Here is a 17313-nt window from a genome sequence, read left to right as displayed (position 1 = left end):
GGATCCAGCTTGGCGCCAGGCAAACCGTCATGCGAGCAGCCAGCCAGGAGGTTCCCCCAGCATGCCTCTGCGCCATCTGACCCCCCGCGACCAAGATCTCTTCCATCGGTACGGCCGGGGCCCGGCCGTACCCGTCCCCGACCCGCTCGTCCACCGTGCCGTCGAGCGCCGGGCCGCGACCGCCCCGCGCGCCGTCGCCGCCGAGCACCGGGGCGCGACGATCACCTACGGCGAGCTCGACCGGCACGCCGACGCGCTCGCCGCCCGCCTGGCCCGTGAGGGCGTACGGCCCGGAGACCACGTAGGGCTCTTCGTACGCCGTTCGATCCCGATGCTCGTCGGCCTGCTCGGCATCCTGAAGGCGGGTGCGGCCTACGTCCCCCAGGACATCGGCCTCGCACCCCCGGCCCAGCTCGCCCACGTGGTCCGCACCGCCCGCACCCGGGTCGTCCTGACCGTCGCCGCGCACGCGACCCGCGTCCCGAACGGCCCGCGCGTGATCACCCTGGACGAGCCGCTGCCGTACGAGCCACCGGCCGCGCCCGTCCCGGCGGTCCGCCCCGACGACGGCTGCTACGTCCTGTTCACCTCCGGCACCACCGGCCGCCCCAACGGGGTGAAGGTCACCCACCGCAACGTCGCCAACATCCTCCTCATCGAGCCTGGCGGATTGGGTATCCGTCCCGGCGACCGGGTGGCCCAACTGCTCAACGTGGCCTTCGACATGGCGGCCTGGGAGATCCTCGGCTGCCTCGCCCACGGCGGCACCCTCGTCATCCGCGGCAAGGACCTCACCGCGGCGGCCCGTACGGCCGACGTCCTGATCGCCACCCCGACCGTCCTGTCCGGCATCGACCCGGCCGCCTGCCCGCGCGTGCGCACGGTCGCCGTCGCCGGGGAGCCCTGCCCGCGCCCCCTCGCGGACCGCTGGGCCCGCCGGGCCGTCTTCCACAACTGCTGCGGCCCGACCGAGACGACCATCGTCAACACCATGGGCCGCCACGACCCGGGGGCCCCCGCGCTCACCATCGGCCGCCCCACCCCCAACAACACGGTCTACGTCCTGGACGCCGACCGGCGCCCGCTGCCCATCGGCGCGGTCGGCGAGATGTGGGCGGGCGGCGACTGCGTCTCGGCCGGCTACCTGGACAACCCCGTGCTGAACGCCGAGCGCTACGCCCCCGACCCCTTCCTCGGCGGCGACCACCGGATGTTCCGCACCCGTGACCTGGGCCGCTGGACCCCCGGCGGCGAGCTCGAACACCTCGGCCGCACCGATGACCAGGTCAAGGTGCGCGGCTTCCGTGTCGAGCTGGACTCCGTCTCCTCGGTCCTGGAGTCGGTCGAGGGCTGCGTGCGCGCGGTGACCCTGAAGCGGGACGCACGGACCCTGGTGTCGTTCGTCTGCCCGGCGGACGTGGACTCCGACGCGGCGAGGCGGGCGGTGGCGGAAGTGTTGCCCTATTACTGTGTGCCTGAGAGTGTCATGCCCCTGACACACCTACCGGAGACCGACCGCGGCAAGATCGACAAGCAGGCCCTGCTGCGGATGGCCGACGAGCGGTTGGCGGTGGCCCGATGACCACCGCACCCGTGCGCGAGACGACCGGTCTCCCACCCCTCACCTCCGCGGCGAGGAGGCTCCTGAAGCACCCGCGGCTGATGCACTACAACCGGCTGGCCGGCCTCGTGATCGCGGCGAACCTCGTGTTCCTGTACGTGAGTTGGGTCCCCTCGGTGCGCGTCATGGGCCACGCGGCCCTCGCCGACCTCGCGCTCGCCGTGATCGTCCGCCAGCAGTACGTCGTCAACCTCCTCTTCCGGCTGGCCACTTGGCCCCCGACGAGCTGGCCGCTGAAGATCCGCTGGACGCTCGGGAAGGTCTACCACTTCGGCGGACTGCACGTGGGCGGGGCGCTGGCCGGGACGGCCTGGTTCCTGGCGCTGACGGTCATGACGGCCAACGGCACGCTCATGGCGGTCGGTTGGACCCTGCTGGCGCTCCTCGCGCTCATCATCGCCACGGCCCTGCCCCCGTTCCGCTCCCGCCACCACGACCACTTCGAGAAGATCCACCGCTTCGGCGGCTGGACCGCCCTCGCCCTGTTCTGGACACACACGCTGCTGTCCGGGGCCGGTCCTGTCTCCGTGTCCGTCCTCGCGGTGGTCACCTTCAGCGTCGCCCTGCCCTGGCTCCGGCTGCGCAAGGTGGCCGTACGCCTCGAACGTCCCTCCCCGCACGTCGTGCTGGCCCGCTTCGACCACGGCGAGACCCCCTTCGCGGGCTCCTCCACCGCGATCAGCCGCGGCCCGCTGAAGGAATGGCACTCCTTCGCCAACGTCCCCGCACCCGGCGAGCCGGGCTTCCGGCTCACGATCTCCCGGGCCGGCGACTGGACGGGCTCCTTCATCGACGACCTGCCGTCGAAGGTCTGGGTCAAGGGCATCACCACGGCCGGGGTCGCCAACATCGAGACCCTGTTCAAGAAGGTGGTCTACGTCGCCACCGGCAGCGGCATCGGCCCCTGCCTGCCCCATCTCCTCGCCGCCGAGGTCCCCTCCCGCCTGGTCTGGGCCACCCGGGACCCCCGCACCACCTACGGCGACGCCCTGGTCGACGAGATCCTCGCCGTCCAGCCGCACGCCCTGGTCTGGGACACCTCCCGGCGCGGCAAGCCCGACATGGTGCGCCTCGCTCACGAGGCCTACCGGGACTTCGGCGCCGAGGCGGTCATCTGCATCTCCAACAAGAAGCTGACCTATCAGGTGGTGCACGGCCTGGAGCGGCGGGGGATTCCGGCGTACGGCGCGATCTGGGACTCGTAACCCTCGGAACTCTCGGAAGGGACACGGCAGATGAACAACCTGAAGGTCGAACGCGACGGCCGCGTGGTGACCGTACGCCTGCACCGCCCGCACGTTCTCAACGCGCTCAATTCCGAACTGCTGGCCGAACTCCTCGACACCCTGCGTCCGTTGGACGCGGACCCGGAGGTCGGCTGCTTCGTCGTCACCGGATCGGAGCGGGTCTTCGCGGCCGGCGCCGACATCAAGGAGATGGCGTCCAAGTCGGCCGTCGACATGGCGGCCGAGGACTACTTCGCGGCCTGGGAGGAGTTCGCCGATCTCCGCACCCCGAAGATCGCTGCCGTCAACGGCCATGCCCTGGGCGGCGGTTGTGAACTGGCGATGCTGTGCGACCTCGTCATCGCCGGGGAGTCGGCGGTCTTCGGACAGCCGGAGATCAAACTGGGCGTGATCCCCGGGATCGGCGGCACCCAGCGCCTGACGCGCCTGGTGGGGAAGGCCAAGGCGATGGACCTGGTCCTCACCGGCCGCACGATGGACGCGCGGGAGGCGGGACGCTGTGGTCTCGTCTCCCGTGTCGTACCGGACGACCGCGTCCTGCCGGAGGCCCTGGAGGCGGCCGCGACGATCGCCTCGTACGGGCGCACGGCGGTCAGGGCGGCCCGCGAGTGCGTCAACCAGGCCCTGGAGACGGGCCTGCGGGACGGCATCCGCTACGAACGCCGGGTGTTCCACGCCCTGTTCGCGACGGCCGACCAGAAGGAGGGGATGGGCGCCTTCCTGGAGAAACGCGCCCCGCGCTTCACCGGTCGCTAGCCAGCGCCCGCGCCACCCCCGGTTCCTCGGGCCCGAGGAACCGGGGATCCGGCTCGAACACGGCGTCCAGGGCGGCCTTGCCCGCCGCGAAGATCTCGCGGGCGCCGCCGTAGTACCAGGTGACGTCGTGCTTGGCGTCGACCGCGACGCCGTACGACGAGACACCGGCCGCCTGGCAGAGCGCGACCGCCCGCCGGATGTGGAACCCCTGGCTGATGAGCACCGCCTTGTGCACGCCGAAGATCTTCCTGGCGCGGACGCAGGAGTCCCAGGTGTCGAAGCCGGCGTAGTCGCTGACGATCCGCCCGTCCGGGACACCGTGCCGCGTCAGATAGGCGCGCATCGCGTCCGGCTCGTCGTAGTCCTCGCGGCTGTTGTCGCCGGTGACGAGGACGACCTCGACCCGGTTCTCCCGGTACAGCTTCGCGGCCGCGTCGAGCCGGTGGGCGAGATACGGCGAGGGCTCGCCGTCCCACAGCCCGGCGCCGAAGACGACGGCCACCTCGGTACGGGGCGCGTCGGCCGTCGTACGCAGCCGGTCGCCCGTCGTGACGTACATCCAGGTGGCCGGCAGCAGGGCGAGCACACAGCCCGCGACCACGGCCTGCACAAGGCGCCGCTGCCCGGTACGCGTGCGTGGCACACGTGGTCTGCGCGCCTTCGGCAGTCGCATCGGACGGTCCCTCCCCGGTCGGCCTTCGCCCCCGAAAGACGTACAAACGGGCCGCACGGTTCGCCCGTGACGACGTGACCGGGCTCACTTCGAACGGCGAAGCCGCAGGTCGCGCTACCTCACACCCCCCATGCACCCCACCGTGAACCGCCGGAAAACACCCGTCATTCCCGCGCAACGGGAAGGCAACCTCCGGCCGTCACCATCGGTTCATGACGGCGACGAGTAAGGCGACGAGTCAATCGAAAGCTGCTCGCGATCACCTCGACAGTACGGCGCACATCATGAACCGGATCAGCAGCCAGCTCGCCAGCCAGCTGAGCCTCGTACAGCTCGACGGCAGGCGCCGTCCCGAGCCGCCCGCGCTCGTGGTCGTGGCCCACGGCAGCCGCGACCCGCGCACCCTGAACACGGTCATGGAACTCCTGGACCAGGTCCGTGAGCAGCGCCCCGACGTGCCGGTGCACCTGGGCCACATCGAGCTGAACGAGCCGCTGCTGCCGGACACGCTGGCGTCCCTGGGGACGGCGGAAGCGGTCCTGGTCCCGCTCCTCCTCTCCCGCGGCTACCACGTGAAGCGCGACATCCCGCAGATGGCGGCCGCCGCCGACGCACGCACGCGTGTGGCGGCCCCGCTGGGCCCGCACCCCCTTCTGGTGGAGACCCTCCACGCCCGCCTGGTGGAGGCCGGCTGGCCCACGGCGGCGGACGAGGAAACCCGCCGCACCGGCGCGGTCGTCCTGGCGGCTGCGGGCTCCCGCGACCCCGACTCGGCGGCGGACACCCGCCGCACGGCCCAACTCCTCTCGGACCGCCTGGGAGTCCCGGTGGTCCCGGCCTACGCCTCCGCGGCGACCCCCACGGTGGACACGGCGATCCGCGCCCTGACCGCGAGGGGCCGCCACCGGGTGGCGGTGGCCTCGTACTTCACGGCCCCGGGCCTGTTCGCGACCCAGTGCGCGGAGAAGGCCCCCTGGATCGCCGCGGCCCCCCTGGGCACCCACCCCGCGATGGCCGGCCTGATCCTGCACCGGTACGAGCAGTCCCTGGCGGCCCGGGTGACCACAGCCGCATAGGCCCGCGCGCTGGACCAGCCGGCGTCGCGGAACGCCGAGGCTCCCCGTCCCATCCCGGTGGTCCGGAACCCGGCAGACGTATACGTGGATTGTCAGTACCTGCCCGTACTGTCGAGACATGTCGTACGACCCGCAGTCAACCGAACGCTGGGCCCCGGAGCCCGACAAGCGCCCAGGCCGCACCGCCTTCCAACGAGATCGTGCCCGCGTCCTGCACTCCTCAGCGCTCAGACGGCTCGCGGGCAAGACCCAGGTGGTCACACCGGGCGAGCGCAACAGCCAGTGGGACGCCAGTCCCCGCACCCGCCTCACCCACTCCCTGGAGTGCGCCCAGGTGGGCCGGGAGCTCGGCGCGGCCCTCGGCTGCGACCCCGACCTGGTGGAAGCCGCCTGTCTCTCCCACGACCTCGGCCACCCGCCCTTCGGCCACAACGGCGAACAGGCGCTGAACGAGTTCGCGGAGGACTGCGGCGGCTTCGAGGGCAACGCCCAGTCCCTGCGGCTCCTCACCCGCATCGAACCCAAGCGGTTCACCGAGGAAGGCTCCGTGGGCCTCAACCTCACCCGGGCCACCCTCGACGCGGCCACCAAGTACCCCTGGTCCAGAGGAGCCCACCCGAGCGACCCCGCGTCCCAGAAGTTCGGCGCCTACGAGGACGACCGCCCCGTCTTCGACTGGATCCGCAAGGACGCCCCCGGCACCCGCACCACCTTCGAGGCCCAGGTCATGGACTGGGCCGACGACGTGGCGTATTCAGTGCACGACGTCGAGGACGGACTGCACGCCGGCCACATCGACCCCAACTGCCTGCACGCGGAGCCGGAACGCCAGGCGGTCTTCGAGGTGGCCCGCGGCAGGTACGTCCCCGCGGACACCGACCCGGTGGAGCTCGCGGAGGCCCTCGACCGTCTCCAGGACCAGGAGTGGTGGCCGCACGGCTACGACGGCTCGGCCGTCGCCCAGGCCCGCCTCAAGGACGCCACCAGCCAGCTCATCGGCCGCTTCTGCCTCGCCGCGGAGACCGCCACCCGCACGCGGTACGGCACCGGGCGGCTCACGCGGTACGGCGCCGAACTCGTCGTACCCCACGAGACCCGCCTGGAGTGCGCGGTCCTCAAGGCCGTCGCCGACCGGTACGTCATGCAGCGCGCCGAGCAGGAACTGCTGCGGGCCGACCAGCGGATCGTCGTCGCGGAACTCGCCGAAGCGCTCACCGTGCGCGCCCCGGACGGCCTCGATCCCCAGTTCCGCGCACTGTTCGAGCTGGCGCCCGACGACAGCGCGCGCAAACGAGTGATCGTCGACCACATCGCGTCCCTCACCGACGCATCGGCCCGCTCGCTTCACGCCCGGCTCACGGGGCACCTGTGATGCTTGCGGGGCACGAGTCGTGCCGAGGAGACGGAAGAGACATGGGGCGAGCCCGAATGTGACCCTCCGTGGCCTGATCGAGCCACCCCCTCTTCCCCCCTCACGCTCCGTGCGGGACGCTCCCATGTGGCGGCACGCGCTGTGTTAACTGGGGGGACACCCCCCGGACCCCCCGTAGGAGGCATCAAGTGGTCGACGCGGATCAGACTTTTGTCATCGTGGGAGGAGGTCTCGCCGGCGCGAAGGCGGCCGAGACGCTCCGGACGGAGGGCTTCACCGGCCGGGTGATACTGATCTGCGACGAACGCGACCACCCCTACGAGCGCCCGCCGCTCTCCAAGGGGTACCTCCTCGGCAAGGAGGAGCGCGACAGCGTCTTCGTGCACGAACCCGCCTGGTACGCGCGCAACGACATCGAGCTCCACCTCGGCGAGACCGTCGACGCCGTCGACCGGACGGCGAAGACGGTCCGCTTCGGCGCGGACGGCACCGTCGTCCGCTACGACAAGCTGCTCCTCGCCACCGGCGCCGAACCCCGCCGCCTGGACGTCCCGGGCACCGACCTGGCCGGCGTCCACCATCTGCGGCGCCTCGCCCACGCCGAGCGCCTCAAGGGCGTCCTGGCCACCCTGGGCCGGGACAACGGCCACCTCGTGATCGCCGGCGCCGGCTGGATCGGCCTGGAGGTCGCGGCGGCGGCCCGGGAGTACGGCGCCGAGGTCACCGTCGTCGAACCCCTGTCGACCCCGCTGCACTCCGTGCTCGGCCCCGAACTCGGCAACCTCTTCGCGGAGCTGCACCGCGAGCACGGCGTCCGCTTCCACTTCGGCGCCAGCCTCACCGAGATCATCGGCCAGGACGGCATGGTGCTGGCCGCCCGTACCGACGACGGCGAGGAGCACCCGGCGCACGACGTCCTCGCGGCGGTCGGCGCGGCCCCGCGCGTCGCTCTCGCGGAGGCGGCGGGGCTGGAGCTGGCCGACCGCGCCCACGGCGGCGGGATCGCGGTGGACGGACAACTGCGCACGTCCGACCCGGACATCTACGCGGCGGGCGACGTGGCCTCCTTCCACCACGCCCTCTTCGGCAACCGGCTGCGGGTCGAGCACTGGGCGAACGCCCTCAATGGCGGCCCGGCGGCGGCCCGCGCGATGCTGGGCCGCCAGGTGACGTACGACCGTGTGCCCTACTTCTTCTCCGACCAGTACGACCTGGGCATGGAGTACAGCGGCTGGGCGCCCCCGGGCTCCTACGACGAAGTGGTGATCCGGGGAGACGCCGGGAAGCGCGAGTTCATCGCGTTCTGGGTCAAGGAGAGCCGCGTGCTGGCCGGGATGAACGTCAATGTGTGGGACGTCACCGAGCCGATTCAGGGCCTGATCCGATCGGGAACCCAGGTGGACACGGAGGCCCTGGCGAACCCGCACGTCCCACTCGCAGGCCTCGTCCCCTAGGCGTCGGCCCGTCCCCGTGCCGCGATTCCCGGGGGGCGACCCCCGGACCCGCGGCCGGAAGGACGTCTCGCCTCAGGAGTGTCAGTTCGGCCCCGTAGAATCCTCGTGTGGCAGGACGGATCAACGACGAGGACGTGAAGGCGGTTCGGGACGCGGTCCCGATCGACGCCGTGGTGTCCGAGTACCTCCAGCTGCGCAACGCGGGCGGTGGCAACCTCAAGGGCCTGTGTCCGTTCCACGACGAGAAGTCGCCGTCCTTCCAGGTCAGTCCGAGCAAGGGGTTCTTCCACTGCTTCGGATGCCAGGAGGGCGGCGACACCATCACGTTCGTGATGAAGATCGACCACCTCACCTTCTCCGAGGCGGTCGAGCGCCTGGCCGCCCAGGTCGGCATCACCCTGCGCTACGAGGAGGGCGGCTACAACCCCTCCCACCAGCGCGGCGAGCGGATCCGCCTGGTCGAGGCCCACAAGATCGCCGCCGACTGGTACATGGAACAGCTGGCCACCAACGCGGAGGCGGACGCCGGCCGTCAGTTCCTCGCCGAGCGCGGCTTCGACCAGGCCGCCGCCGCGCACTTCTCCGTCGGCTACAGCCCCCAGGGCTGGGACCACCTCACCCGCTTCCTGCGCGGCAAGGGCTTCACCGACAAGGAGCTCCTGCTCTCCGGTCTCTCCCAGGAGGGCCGCCGCGGCCCCATCGACCGCTTCCGCGGCCGCCTGATGTGGCCCATCCGCGACATCGGCGGCGAGGTCGTCGGCTTCGGCGCCCGCAAGCTCTACGAGGCGGACAACGGCCCGAAGTACCTCAACACGCCCGACACCGCGATCTACAAGAAGTCCCAGGTCCTCTACGGGATCGACCTCGCGAAGAAGGACATCGCCAAGGTGTCCCGCGCGGTCGTCGTCGAGGGCTACACGGACGTCATGGCCTGCCATCTCGCCGGTGTGACGACCGCGATCGCGACCTGCGGCACCGCCTTCGGCGGCGACCACATCAAGATCCTCCGCCGCCTGCTGATGGACAACGGCTCGGCCCGCGTGATCTTCACCTTCGACGGCGACTCGGCCGGCCAGAAGGCGGCCCTGCGAGCCTTCGAGGACGACCAGAAGTTCGCCGCGGAGACCTACATCGCCATCGCCCCCGACGGCATGGACCCCTGCGAGCTCCGGCTCGCCAAGGGCGACGAGGCGGTCGCCGACCTCGTCGAACCCCGCACCCCGCTCTTCGAGTTCGCGCTCCGCCAGATCGTCGTCCGCTACGACCTCGACACCCCCGCCGGCCGCGCCGCCGCCCTCGACGAGGCCGCCCCCATCGTCGCCCGCATCAAGAACAGCGGCGCCCAGCACGAGGTCGCCGTCCAACTCGCCGGCATGCTCGGCATCCTCGACACCCAGTTCGTGGTCAAGAGGGTGGCCCAGCTGGCCCGTTGGGCCCGCGACCGCGGCGGCAAGGGCCCGGCGCCGGCCCGCGGCGCGCAGCAGTCGTACGACGCCGCCCACCGCCCCGCGGTCTCCGGCCCCGCCCTCACCCTCCGCAACCCCGTCTACGCCACCGAGCGCGAGCTGCTCAAGGTCGCCCTCCAGCGCCCCGACCTGGTCTCCCCGGCCTTCGACGCGTACGGCATCGACGAGTTCACCGCCGCCCCCTACGCCGCTGTACGCCAGGCGATCATGGACGCGGGCGGCGTCGAGTACGGCGTACAGGACTCCCAGGACTATCTGGTCCGGGTCCGCGAGGCCGCCCCCGACGACGTGGTCCGCGCGATGGTCACGGAGCTGGCCGTCGAGGCGATCATGCGCCGCACCGTCGACGACGTGTACGCGAGCACGGTCCTGGTCCAGGTCCGCCGCCGCGCCGTCGACCGCCGCATCCAGGAGGTCCAGGGCACCCTGATCCGCCTCGGCAACGGCGGCGACCCGGCCCACCTGGCCGCCGTGCAGAACGAGGTGTGGGTCCTCCAGCAGTACAGCCAGGGCCTGCGGGAGCACGGCGCCGCCGCGCTCTGAGGGGGCCCCGGAGGTCACGCGCCCCTGGTGCCGTCGTACCGGACCGCCGCGGGGATTTCGTACAAAGAAGCGGACTGGCGCGGATCGCCCCAGATCAGGGCGGGCGTCGGCCTCCGGGCGCCCGCGATGGTCACCACGCGGTCACGGGCCGGACTCAAAAAGTCACCGCACGCCCCTCGTGGCGGCGATGTGTCGTACTCCACACTGGGTTCCGGTGCCTGAGTCCTCGGAGCGCGGCCGATCCGTCCCCAACGGGTCCCACACCCCCGCGGTTCCGCTCATCGCGTACGGGACGGACAGCGGCGAGGCCGCCGACTCCGCCCCCGAAGTACCGCTGCCGTCCTCCCTGGCAGCGATCATCCTGGAGGTCGCCCCCGTGCAGACCCAGACCCTGACACAGACCGAGAACAGTGCGGACGACACGGCAGAACCGGACGCCGAGACCGACGTTCTCGTCGCGGTGCCCCCTCAGAACCGTGCCGTGCACCACCCCGAGGCGGAGCCGGACACCCCGCCCGCCGAATCGCTCGAAACCGTCGAGACCGAGCCGGTCGAGCCCCCCGAACCACCCCGCGGCCGTACCGAGACCGGCGGCCCGTCCTCGGACCTGTTCCGCCAGTACCTGCGGGAGATCGGCCGTATCCGGCTGCTCACCGCGGCAGAGGAGGTCGACCTCGCCCGCCGGGTCGAGGCCGGTCTGTTCGCCGAGGAGAAACTGAGCAACGCCTCCGACCTGGACAGCCAGTTGGCGCTCGACCTGGACCGGCTGGTCGTACTGGGCCGCATGGCCAAGCGCCGCCTCATCGAGGCGAACCTGCGGCTGGTCGTCTCGGTCGCCAAGCGGTACGTCGGCCGCGGCCTGACCATGCTCGACCTGGTGCAGGAAGGCAACCTGGGCCTGATCCGGGCGGTCGAGAAGTTCGACTACGCCCGCGGCTACAAGTTCTCCACCTACGCCACCTGGTGGATCCGCCAGGCCATGTCCCGGGCCCTCGCCGACCAGGCCCGCACGATCCGGGTCCCGGTCCACGTCGTCGAACTGATCAACCGGGTCATCCGCGTCCAGCGCCGCATGCTCCAGGAACGCGGCTACGAACCCACCCCGGAAGAGGTCGCCGCCCATCTCGACCTCACCCCCGAACGCGTCAGCGAGGTTCTCCGGCTGGCCCAGGAACCGGTGTCGCTGCACGCCCCGGTGGGCGAGGAGGACGACGTCGCCCTCGGTGACCTCATCGAGGACGGCGACGCGGCATCGCCGGTCGAGTCGGCGGCGTTCCTGCTGCTCAGGGAGCACCTGGAGGCGGTCCTGTCGACCCTGGGCGAACGGGAACGCAAGGTCGTCCAACTCCGCTACGGCCTGGCCGACGGGCGTCCCCGCACACTCGAGGAGATCGGCCGCATCTTCGGGGTCACCCGGGAACGGATCCGCCAGATCGAGTCCAAAACCCTCAACAAGCTGCGGGACCACGCGTTCGCGGACCAGTTGAGGGGATATCTGGATTAGAGAGCGGACGGGTCGTCGGGTGTCCGCGGGCCGGTGGGGCCGGTCGCGCAGTTTCCCGCGCCCCTGAGGGGCGCGCCGCACGAAGCCGCGTCATCATGCGAGCGACGGCCCTGTGCCCACCCAGGGGCGCGGGAAACTGCGCGACCAGCCACAACGGCCCCGCAGCCCCCCGACACCCGCCCGGCCCTCAGTCCACCTCCGCGACCGCCTGCGCGAACTGCGCCTGGTACAGCCGCGCGTACGCCCCGCCCGCCGCCAACAGGTCGGTGTGCGTGCCCTGTTCGACGATCGAGCCGTTCTCCATGACGAGGATCGTGTCCGCGTCCCGGATCGTCGACAGCCGGTGCGCGATCACGAACGACGTCCGCCCGTGGGCCAACTTCGCCATCGCCTTCTGGATCAGCACCTCGGTACGCGTGTCGACCGACGAGGTCGCCTCGTCCAGCACCAGGATCACCGGGTCCGACAGGAACGCCCGGGCGATCGTGATGAGCTGCTTCTCACCCGCGCTCACCCCGCTGCCCTCGTCGTCGATCACGGTGTCGTAGCCGTCGGGAAGCGTCCGCACGAACCGGTCCGCGTGGGCCGCCCGCGCCGCCTCCTCGATCTCGCCCCGGGTGACCTCGCGGGAGGCGCCGTACGCGATGTTCTCCGCGATGGTCCCCCCGAACAGCCAGGTGTCCTGCAGCACCATCCCGATCCCGGCCCGCAGCTCGTCCCGGGACATCCGGGCGATGTCCACGCCGTCCAGGGTGATGCGGCCGCCCGAGACGTCGTAGAACCGCATGAGCAGGTTGACCAGGGTGGTCTTTCCGGCTCCGGTCGGGCCGACGATCGCGACCGTGTGCCCGGGTTCGACCTTCAGCGAGAGGTCGTCGATGAGCGGCTTCTCGGGGTCGTAGCGGAAGGAGACATGCTCCAGGGCCACCCGCCCGCGCAGTTCCTCGGGCCTGAGCGCCGGTACCGGATCCGCCTCCTGCTCCTCCGCGTCGAGGAGTTCGAAGATCCGCTCGGCCGAGGCGACACCCGACTGCACGAGGTTCGCCATCGACGCGACCTGCGTGAGCGGCATGGAGAACTGCCGGGAGTACTGGATGAAGGCCTGTACGTCACCGATCGACAGCGAGCCGGTCGCGACCCGCAGGCCGCCCACGACCGCCACCAGCACGTAGTTGAGGTTCGAGATGAACATCATCAGCGGCTGCATGACCCCGCTGTTGAACTGCGCCTTGAACCCGGCCTCGTACAGCGCGTCGTTCTGCTCGGCGAACTGCGCGGCCGACTCGTCCTGGCGGCCGAACACCTTCACCAGCGTGTGCCCGGTGTACATCTCCTCGATGTGGGCGTTGAGCTTGCCGGTGGTGCGCCACTGCTGCACGAAGTGCGGCTGCGAGCGCTTGCCGACCCGAGTGGCGACGACGAACGACAGCGGCACGGTGACCAGCGCGACCAGGGCGAGCAGCCAGGACACCCAGAACATCATCGCGAGGACGCCGATGATGGTGAGCAGCGAGTTGATGAGCTGGCCCATCGACTGCTGGAGGGTCTGCCCGATGTTGTCGATGTCGTTCGTGGCCCGGGACAGGACCTCGCCGCGCTGGCGCTTGTCGAAGTACGACAGCGGCAGCCGGGACAGCTTGGTCTGGACGTCCTCGCGCATCCGGAACATCGTGCGGTTGACGGTCCTGTTGACCAGCCGTGTCGCCACCGCCATCAGTAGACCGGCGACCAGGAACACCCCGACCGCGGACAGCAGGACCTGCCCCACGGTGGTGAAGTCGATGCCCTTGCCCGGCGTGAAGTCGGTGCTGCGGAGCATGTCCGCGACCTGTCCCTCGCCGCGGCTCCGCATCCCCGCGAGGACTTCCTCCTTGCTGGCGCCGGAGGGCATCTGCCGTCCGATGATCCCGGCGAAGACCAGGTCGGTGGCCTTGCCGAGGATCTTCGGCCCGACCACGTTGAGGCCCACGCTCACTGTGACGCAGGCCAGCATCGCGTAGAGGGTGAGCCGTTCCGGCTTGAAGTGGGTGAGCAGTCGCCTGCCGGACACCTTGAAGTCCAGCGAGCGGTTCTCGGGGCCGCCGCCGGCCATCATGCGCCCCATGGGCCCGGCCATCAGGCGGCCTCCGCTTCCGTCAGCTGGGAGAGCACGATCTCCCGGTAGGTCTCGTTGTCCGCCATCAGCTCGCGGTGGGTGCCGGTGCCGACGACCCGGCCCTCGTCCAGGACGACGATCCGGTCGGCGTCGCGGATGGTGGCCACCCGCTGGGCGACGATCACGACGGTCGCCTCCGAGGTCTCCTCGGCGAGCGCCGCCCGAAGGGCCGCGTCGGTCGCGTAGTCGAGGGCGGAGAAGGAGTCGTCGAAGAGATAGATCTCCGGCCGCTGCACCAGCGTGCGCGCGATGGCGAGCCGCTGCCGCTGACCACCGGAGACGTTCGTGCCACCCTGCGCGATGGGGGAGTCCAGCCCGTTCTCCAACTGCTCGACGAAGCCCTTGGCCTGCGCCACCTCCAGCGCCTGCCACAGTTCCTCGTCGGTGGCGTCCGGCTTGCCGTAGCGCAGGTTGGTGGCGACCGTGCCTGCGAAGAGATACGGCTTCTGCGGCACGAGCCCGACGGTCCTGGCCAGCAGCCTCGGCTCGACGGTCGACACCTCGATGCCGTCGACGAGAACCTCGCCCTCGGTCGTGTCGAACAGCCGGGGGACCAGGCCGAGCAGCGTGGACTTGCCGCTGCCGGTCGAGCCGATCACCGCGGTCACCTCGCCGGGCCGGGCCACCAGGTCGATCGTCCTGAGCACCGGCTCCTCGGCGCCCGGATAGCGGAAGCCCGCCCCGCGGATCTCCAGATGCCCGTGCCGCCGCAGCTCGGTGACCGGGGCCACCGGCGGCACCACGGACGACGACGTCTCCAGCACCTCCTGGATGCGCTCGGCGCACACCTCCGCGCGCGGCACCATCATGAACATGAAGGTGGCCATCATCACGGACATGACGATCTGCATCAGATAGGCGAGGAACGCGGTCAGGTCACCGATCTGCATCCCGCCGCTGTCGATGCGGTGGGCGCCGAACCACACCACGGCGATCGACGACAGGTTCACCGTCGTCATCACCACGGGGAACATCAGCGCGAGCAGGTTGCCGGTCTTGAGCGAGATGTCCGTCAGGTCGGTGTTCGCCTTGCGGAACCGGTCCTGCTCGTACTCGTCCCGCACGAACGCCCGGATGACCCGGTTGCCGGTGATCTGCTCGCGCAGCACCCGGTTCACGGTGTCGAGCCGCACCTGCATGGACCGGAACAGCGGCCGCAGCCGCCGCACGATCAACGTCACACAGATGCCCAGCGTCGGCACCACGGCCACCAGGACTCCGGACAGCGGCACATCGAGGCCGAGCGCCAGCACGATGCCGCCCACGCACATGATGGGCGCCGACACCAGCAGCGTGAACGTCATCAGGGCCAGCATCTGGACCTGCTGCACGTCATTGGTCGTACGGGTGATCAGGGTGGGCGCGCCGAAGTGACCGACCTCGCGCGCCGAGAACGACTGCACCCGGTCGAAGACGGCCGCCCGCAGGTCCCGGCCGAGCGCGGCGGCGGTCCGGGCGCCGTAGAACACGGCCCCGATGTTGCACACGACCTGCACCAGCGAGATGCCGATCATGACGGCGCCGTAGCCGAGGATGTAGCCGGTGTTCCCCTTCACGACGCCGTTGTCGATGATGTTCGCGTTGAGCGTGGGCAGGTAGAGGGTGGCGCAGGTCTGGAGGAACTGGAGCAGCACCAGAAGGGCGATGGGTTTCTTGTAGGGCCTGAAGTAGGTCCGCAGAAGTCGTATGAGCACGCTACGTCTCTCGGAGTCGGCGACGGGGCGGTTGGTTGCCCCTGGCCCCTATCGTCGGACACTCCCCCGGTGTTACCTCAACCGATTAAGCCGACAGCAGTGCTTCGTACAGCCTTACGGGTCGTAGCCGGACGGGACTCATACCGGTGTCTTACCTTCCGGACCGCCGTCCACCGGGCCCCGTCCACGGAATCCCTGTCTCCGGAATCCCTGTCTAGCGGAAGGCGCCGGGATACGTCTGCTCACGCACCGACACGTACTGCTGCCGCACCGCCTGCCCCACCGCCAGCTCCTCGCCCGGCTCCAGGACCTGCGCGGCCGGACCCTGCCACATCGGCGGAGTGCGCGGATCGAGCGTCCCCTGCGACACCCCGAGCGCCCAGGCGGCCTGCCTGGCGGCACCGATCGCCGCGTAGTCCGCCGGCTGCGGTACGACGACCTGCGCGCCGAACAGCGCCGGCGCGGCGGCCTGTACGGCGGACAGCTCGGCGGCGGCCCCCAGCAGGAAGACCCGCCGCACCTCCACACCCCGGCCGCGCAGCACGTCCAGCGCGTCCGCGAGCCCGCACAGCATGCCTTCGAACGCGGCCCGCGCCAGGTGCTCCGGCTTCATCGACTCCCGCCGCAGCCCGCTCAGCGTCCCCGCCGTGTGCGGCAGGTTCGGCGTCCGCTCACCCTCCAGATAGGGGAGCAGCACGAGCCCGTGGGAGCCCGGCGTCGACTTCATCGCAAGATCGGACAGGCTCTCCAGATCACTCAGTCCGAGCATCTCGGAGGCCCCGCGCAGGGTCCGTACGGCGTTCAGGGTGGTGACGACGGGCAGGTGCATGCCGGTCGCGTCGGCCAGGGAGGTGATCATCCCCGAGTTGTCGACGAGCGCCTCGGGGTGCACCGCCATTACGGACCCGGACGCGCCCAGCGACACGACGGCGTCCCCGAGCCCGATGCCGAGACCGAAGGCGGCGGCCATGGTCTCCCCGGTCCCGGCGGAGATCAGCAGCCCCTCCGGAGTCGTACCGGCCGCGTCCGAGGGACCGATCACCTCGGGGAGCATCGCCTGGTGGCCGAGAGCCAGCTCGACCAGATCGGCACGGTAGGCGCCGGTGGCGGCGGACCAGTAACCGGTGCCGGAGGCGCCACCGCGGTCGGTGGTCCGTCTGACCGGCCGTCCGAGAAGCTGCCACACCAGCCAGTCGTGCGCCTGCATCAGGACGGCGGTGCGTACGGCGGCGTCCGGTTCGGTCTTGTTCAGCCAGCGCAGTTTGGTGATGGGCTGCGCGGCCTGCGGCACGCAGCCCACCGCCTGCGCCCACGCCTCGCGCCCGCCCAGCGCGTCGACGAGATCGGCCGCGGAGACCTGCGCGCGCTTGTCACCGCCGACCATCGCGGGGCGGACGGTGTTGCCCTGCGAGTCCAGGGGGACGACGGCGTTCTGCTGGGACGACACACCGATGGCCTGCACGCCTTCGAGCAGACCGCCACCGGCGGCTTCACCTAGGGACAGCAGCCAGGCCTGTGGGTCCACGTCGGACGCGCGGCCGCCCTCCATCGGGTGCGGGGCGTACCCCTGCTTGAGCACGGCACCTGTGTCCGCGTCGCAGACGACGATGCGAGTGAATTCGGGTGAGCTGTCCAACCCGGCGACTATCCCCATGGCGCAAATTCTATGGGCGTAGCGTCGTGGCGGCGCGCGTGGTCCGGCCCGTGCGGGCCCTCCGGGGCTGGTCGCACGGGCCAGGGCCCCTCCGGGTG

At 71.0% G+C, this 17313-nt stretch carries 12 protein-coding genes; 8 read left to right on the top strand and 4 right to left on the bottom strand.

Features of this window, described 5'->3' with window-relative positions; all coding sequences use genetic code 11:
- Positions 1-61: 61 nt before the first annotated feature.
- From OHT57_RS17515 to OHT57_RS17505, 3 genes are read left to right on the top strand one after another with little or no spacing between them, the layout of a single operon-like run.
- The gene (locus tag OHT57_RS17515) at positions 62-1582 is read left to right on the top strand and encodes an amino acid adenylation domain-containing protein (RefSeq protein WP_328747350.1); all 1521 of its coding nucleotides are present in this window, start codon (positions 62-64) and stop codon (positions 1580-1582) included.
- On the top strand, positions 1579-2826 hold the full coding sequence (locus OHT57_RS17510; protein WP_328747349.1) for a hypothetical protein: 1248 nt from the start codon (positions 1579-1581) through the stop codon (positions 2824-2826). The genes OHT57_RS17515 and OHT57_RS17510 overlap by 4 nt, the downstream gene beginning before the upstream one ends.
- A 30-nt stretch (positions 2827-2856) precedes the next feature.
- On the top strand, positions 2857-3624 hold the full coding sequence (locus OHT57_RS17505) for an enoyl-CoA hydratase-related protein (protein WP_328747348.1): 768 nt from the start codon (positions 2857-2859) through the stop codon (positions 3622-3624).
- Here the strand turns inward: OHT57_RS17505 and OHT57_RS17500 are convergent.
- Positions 3611-4297, bottom strand: a complete 687-nt coding sequence (locus OHT57_RS17500) for a SanA/YdcF family protein (protein ID WP_328747347.1) — start codon at positions 4295-4297, stop codon at positions 3611-3613. The two genes, OHT57_RS17505 and OHT57_RS17500, sit on opposite strands and share 14 nt — an antisense overlap.
- 212 nt (positions 4298-4509) lie before the next feature.
- On the opposite strand from OHT57_RS17500, the gene OHT57_RS17495 reads away from it, so the two are divergent.
- The 5 genes from OHT57_RS17495 (at position 4510) to OHT57_RS17475 (ending at position 11712) form a co-directional block, all read left to right on the top strand.
- Positions 4510-5373, top strand: a complete 864-nt coding sequence (locus tag OHT57_RS17495) for a sirohydrochlorin chelatase (RefSeq protein WP_443053458.1) — start codon at positions 4510-4512, stop codon at positions 5371-5373.
- A 118-nt stretch (positions 5374-5491) separates the two neighbouring features.
- Positions 5492-6745: a deoxyguanosinetriphosphate triphosphohydrolase gene (locus OHT57_RS17490; RefSeq protein WP_328747345.1), complete on the top strand. Its 1254-nt coding sequence runs from the start codon at positions 5492-5494 to the stop codon at positions 6743-6745.
- A gap of 188 nt (positions 6746-6933) precedes the next feature.
- On the top strand, positions 6934-8199 hold the full coding sequence (locus tag OHT57_RS17485) for an NAD(P)/FAD-dependent oxidoreductase (RefSeq protein ID WP_328747344.1): 1266 nt from the start codon (positions 6934-6936) through the stop codon (positions 8197-8199).
- Positions 8200-8306: 107 nt separating this feature from the next.
- On the top strand, positions 8307-10208 hold the full coding sequence (gene dnaG / locus OHT57_RS17480; RefSeq protein WP_328747343.1) for a DNA primase: 1902 nt from the start codon (positions 8307-8309) through the stop codon (positions 10206-10208).
- Between the two features lie 214 nt (positions 10209-10422).
- Positions 10423-11712, top strand: coding sequence for an RNA polymerase sigma factor (locus OHT57_RS17475; RefSeq protein WP_328747342.1), 1290 nt, complete (start codon positions 10423-10425; stop codon positions 11710-11712).
- Positions 11713-11899: 187 nt separating this feature from the next.
- Here OHT57_RS17475 and OHT57_RS17470 read toward each other — a convergent pair whose 3' ends face one another.
- The 3 genes from OHT57_RS17470 to OHT57_RS17460 all read right to left on the bottom strand — a co-directional run bounded on the left by OHT57_RS17470 (position 11900) and on the right by OHT57_RS17460 (position 17215).
- Positions 11900-13828: an ABC transporter ATP-binding protein gene (locus tag OHT57_RS17470; protein ID WP_328747341.1), complete on the bottom strand. Its 1929-nt coding sequence runs from the start codon at positions 13826-13828 to the stop codon at positions 11900-11902.
- Positions 13828-15561 carry an ABC transporter ATP-binding protein gene (locus OHT57_RS17465; protein ID WP_328747340.1) on the bottom strand — a complete coding sequence of 578 codons (1734 nt, stop codon included), beginning with the start codon at positions 15559-15561 and terminating at the stop codon, positions 13828-13830. Before OHT57_RS17465 ends, OHT57_RS17470 begins: the two co-directional genes overlap by 1 nt.
- Positions 15562-15775: 214 nt before the next feature.
- Positions 15776-17215, bottom strand: coding sequence for a xylulokinase (locus OHT57_RS17460; protein WP_328747339.1), 1440 nt, complete (start codon positions 17213-17215; stop codon positions 15776-15778).
- Between the last annotated feature and the right edge of the window lie 98 nt (positions 17216-17313).

This window comes from Streptomyces sp. NBC_00285 (assembly GCF_036174265.1).
Classification (GTDB): Bacteria; Actinomycetota; Actinomycetes; order Streptomycetales; family Streptomycetaceae; genus Streptomyces.
The sequence above is the reverse complement of the archived record's forward strand: the minus strand, read 5'-3'. Positions and strand labels throughout refer to the sequence as shown.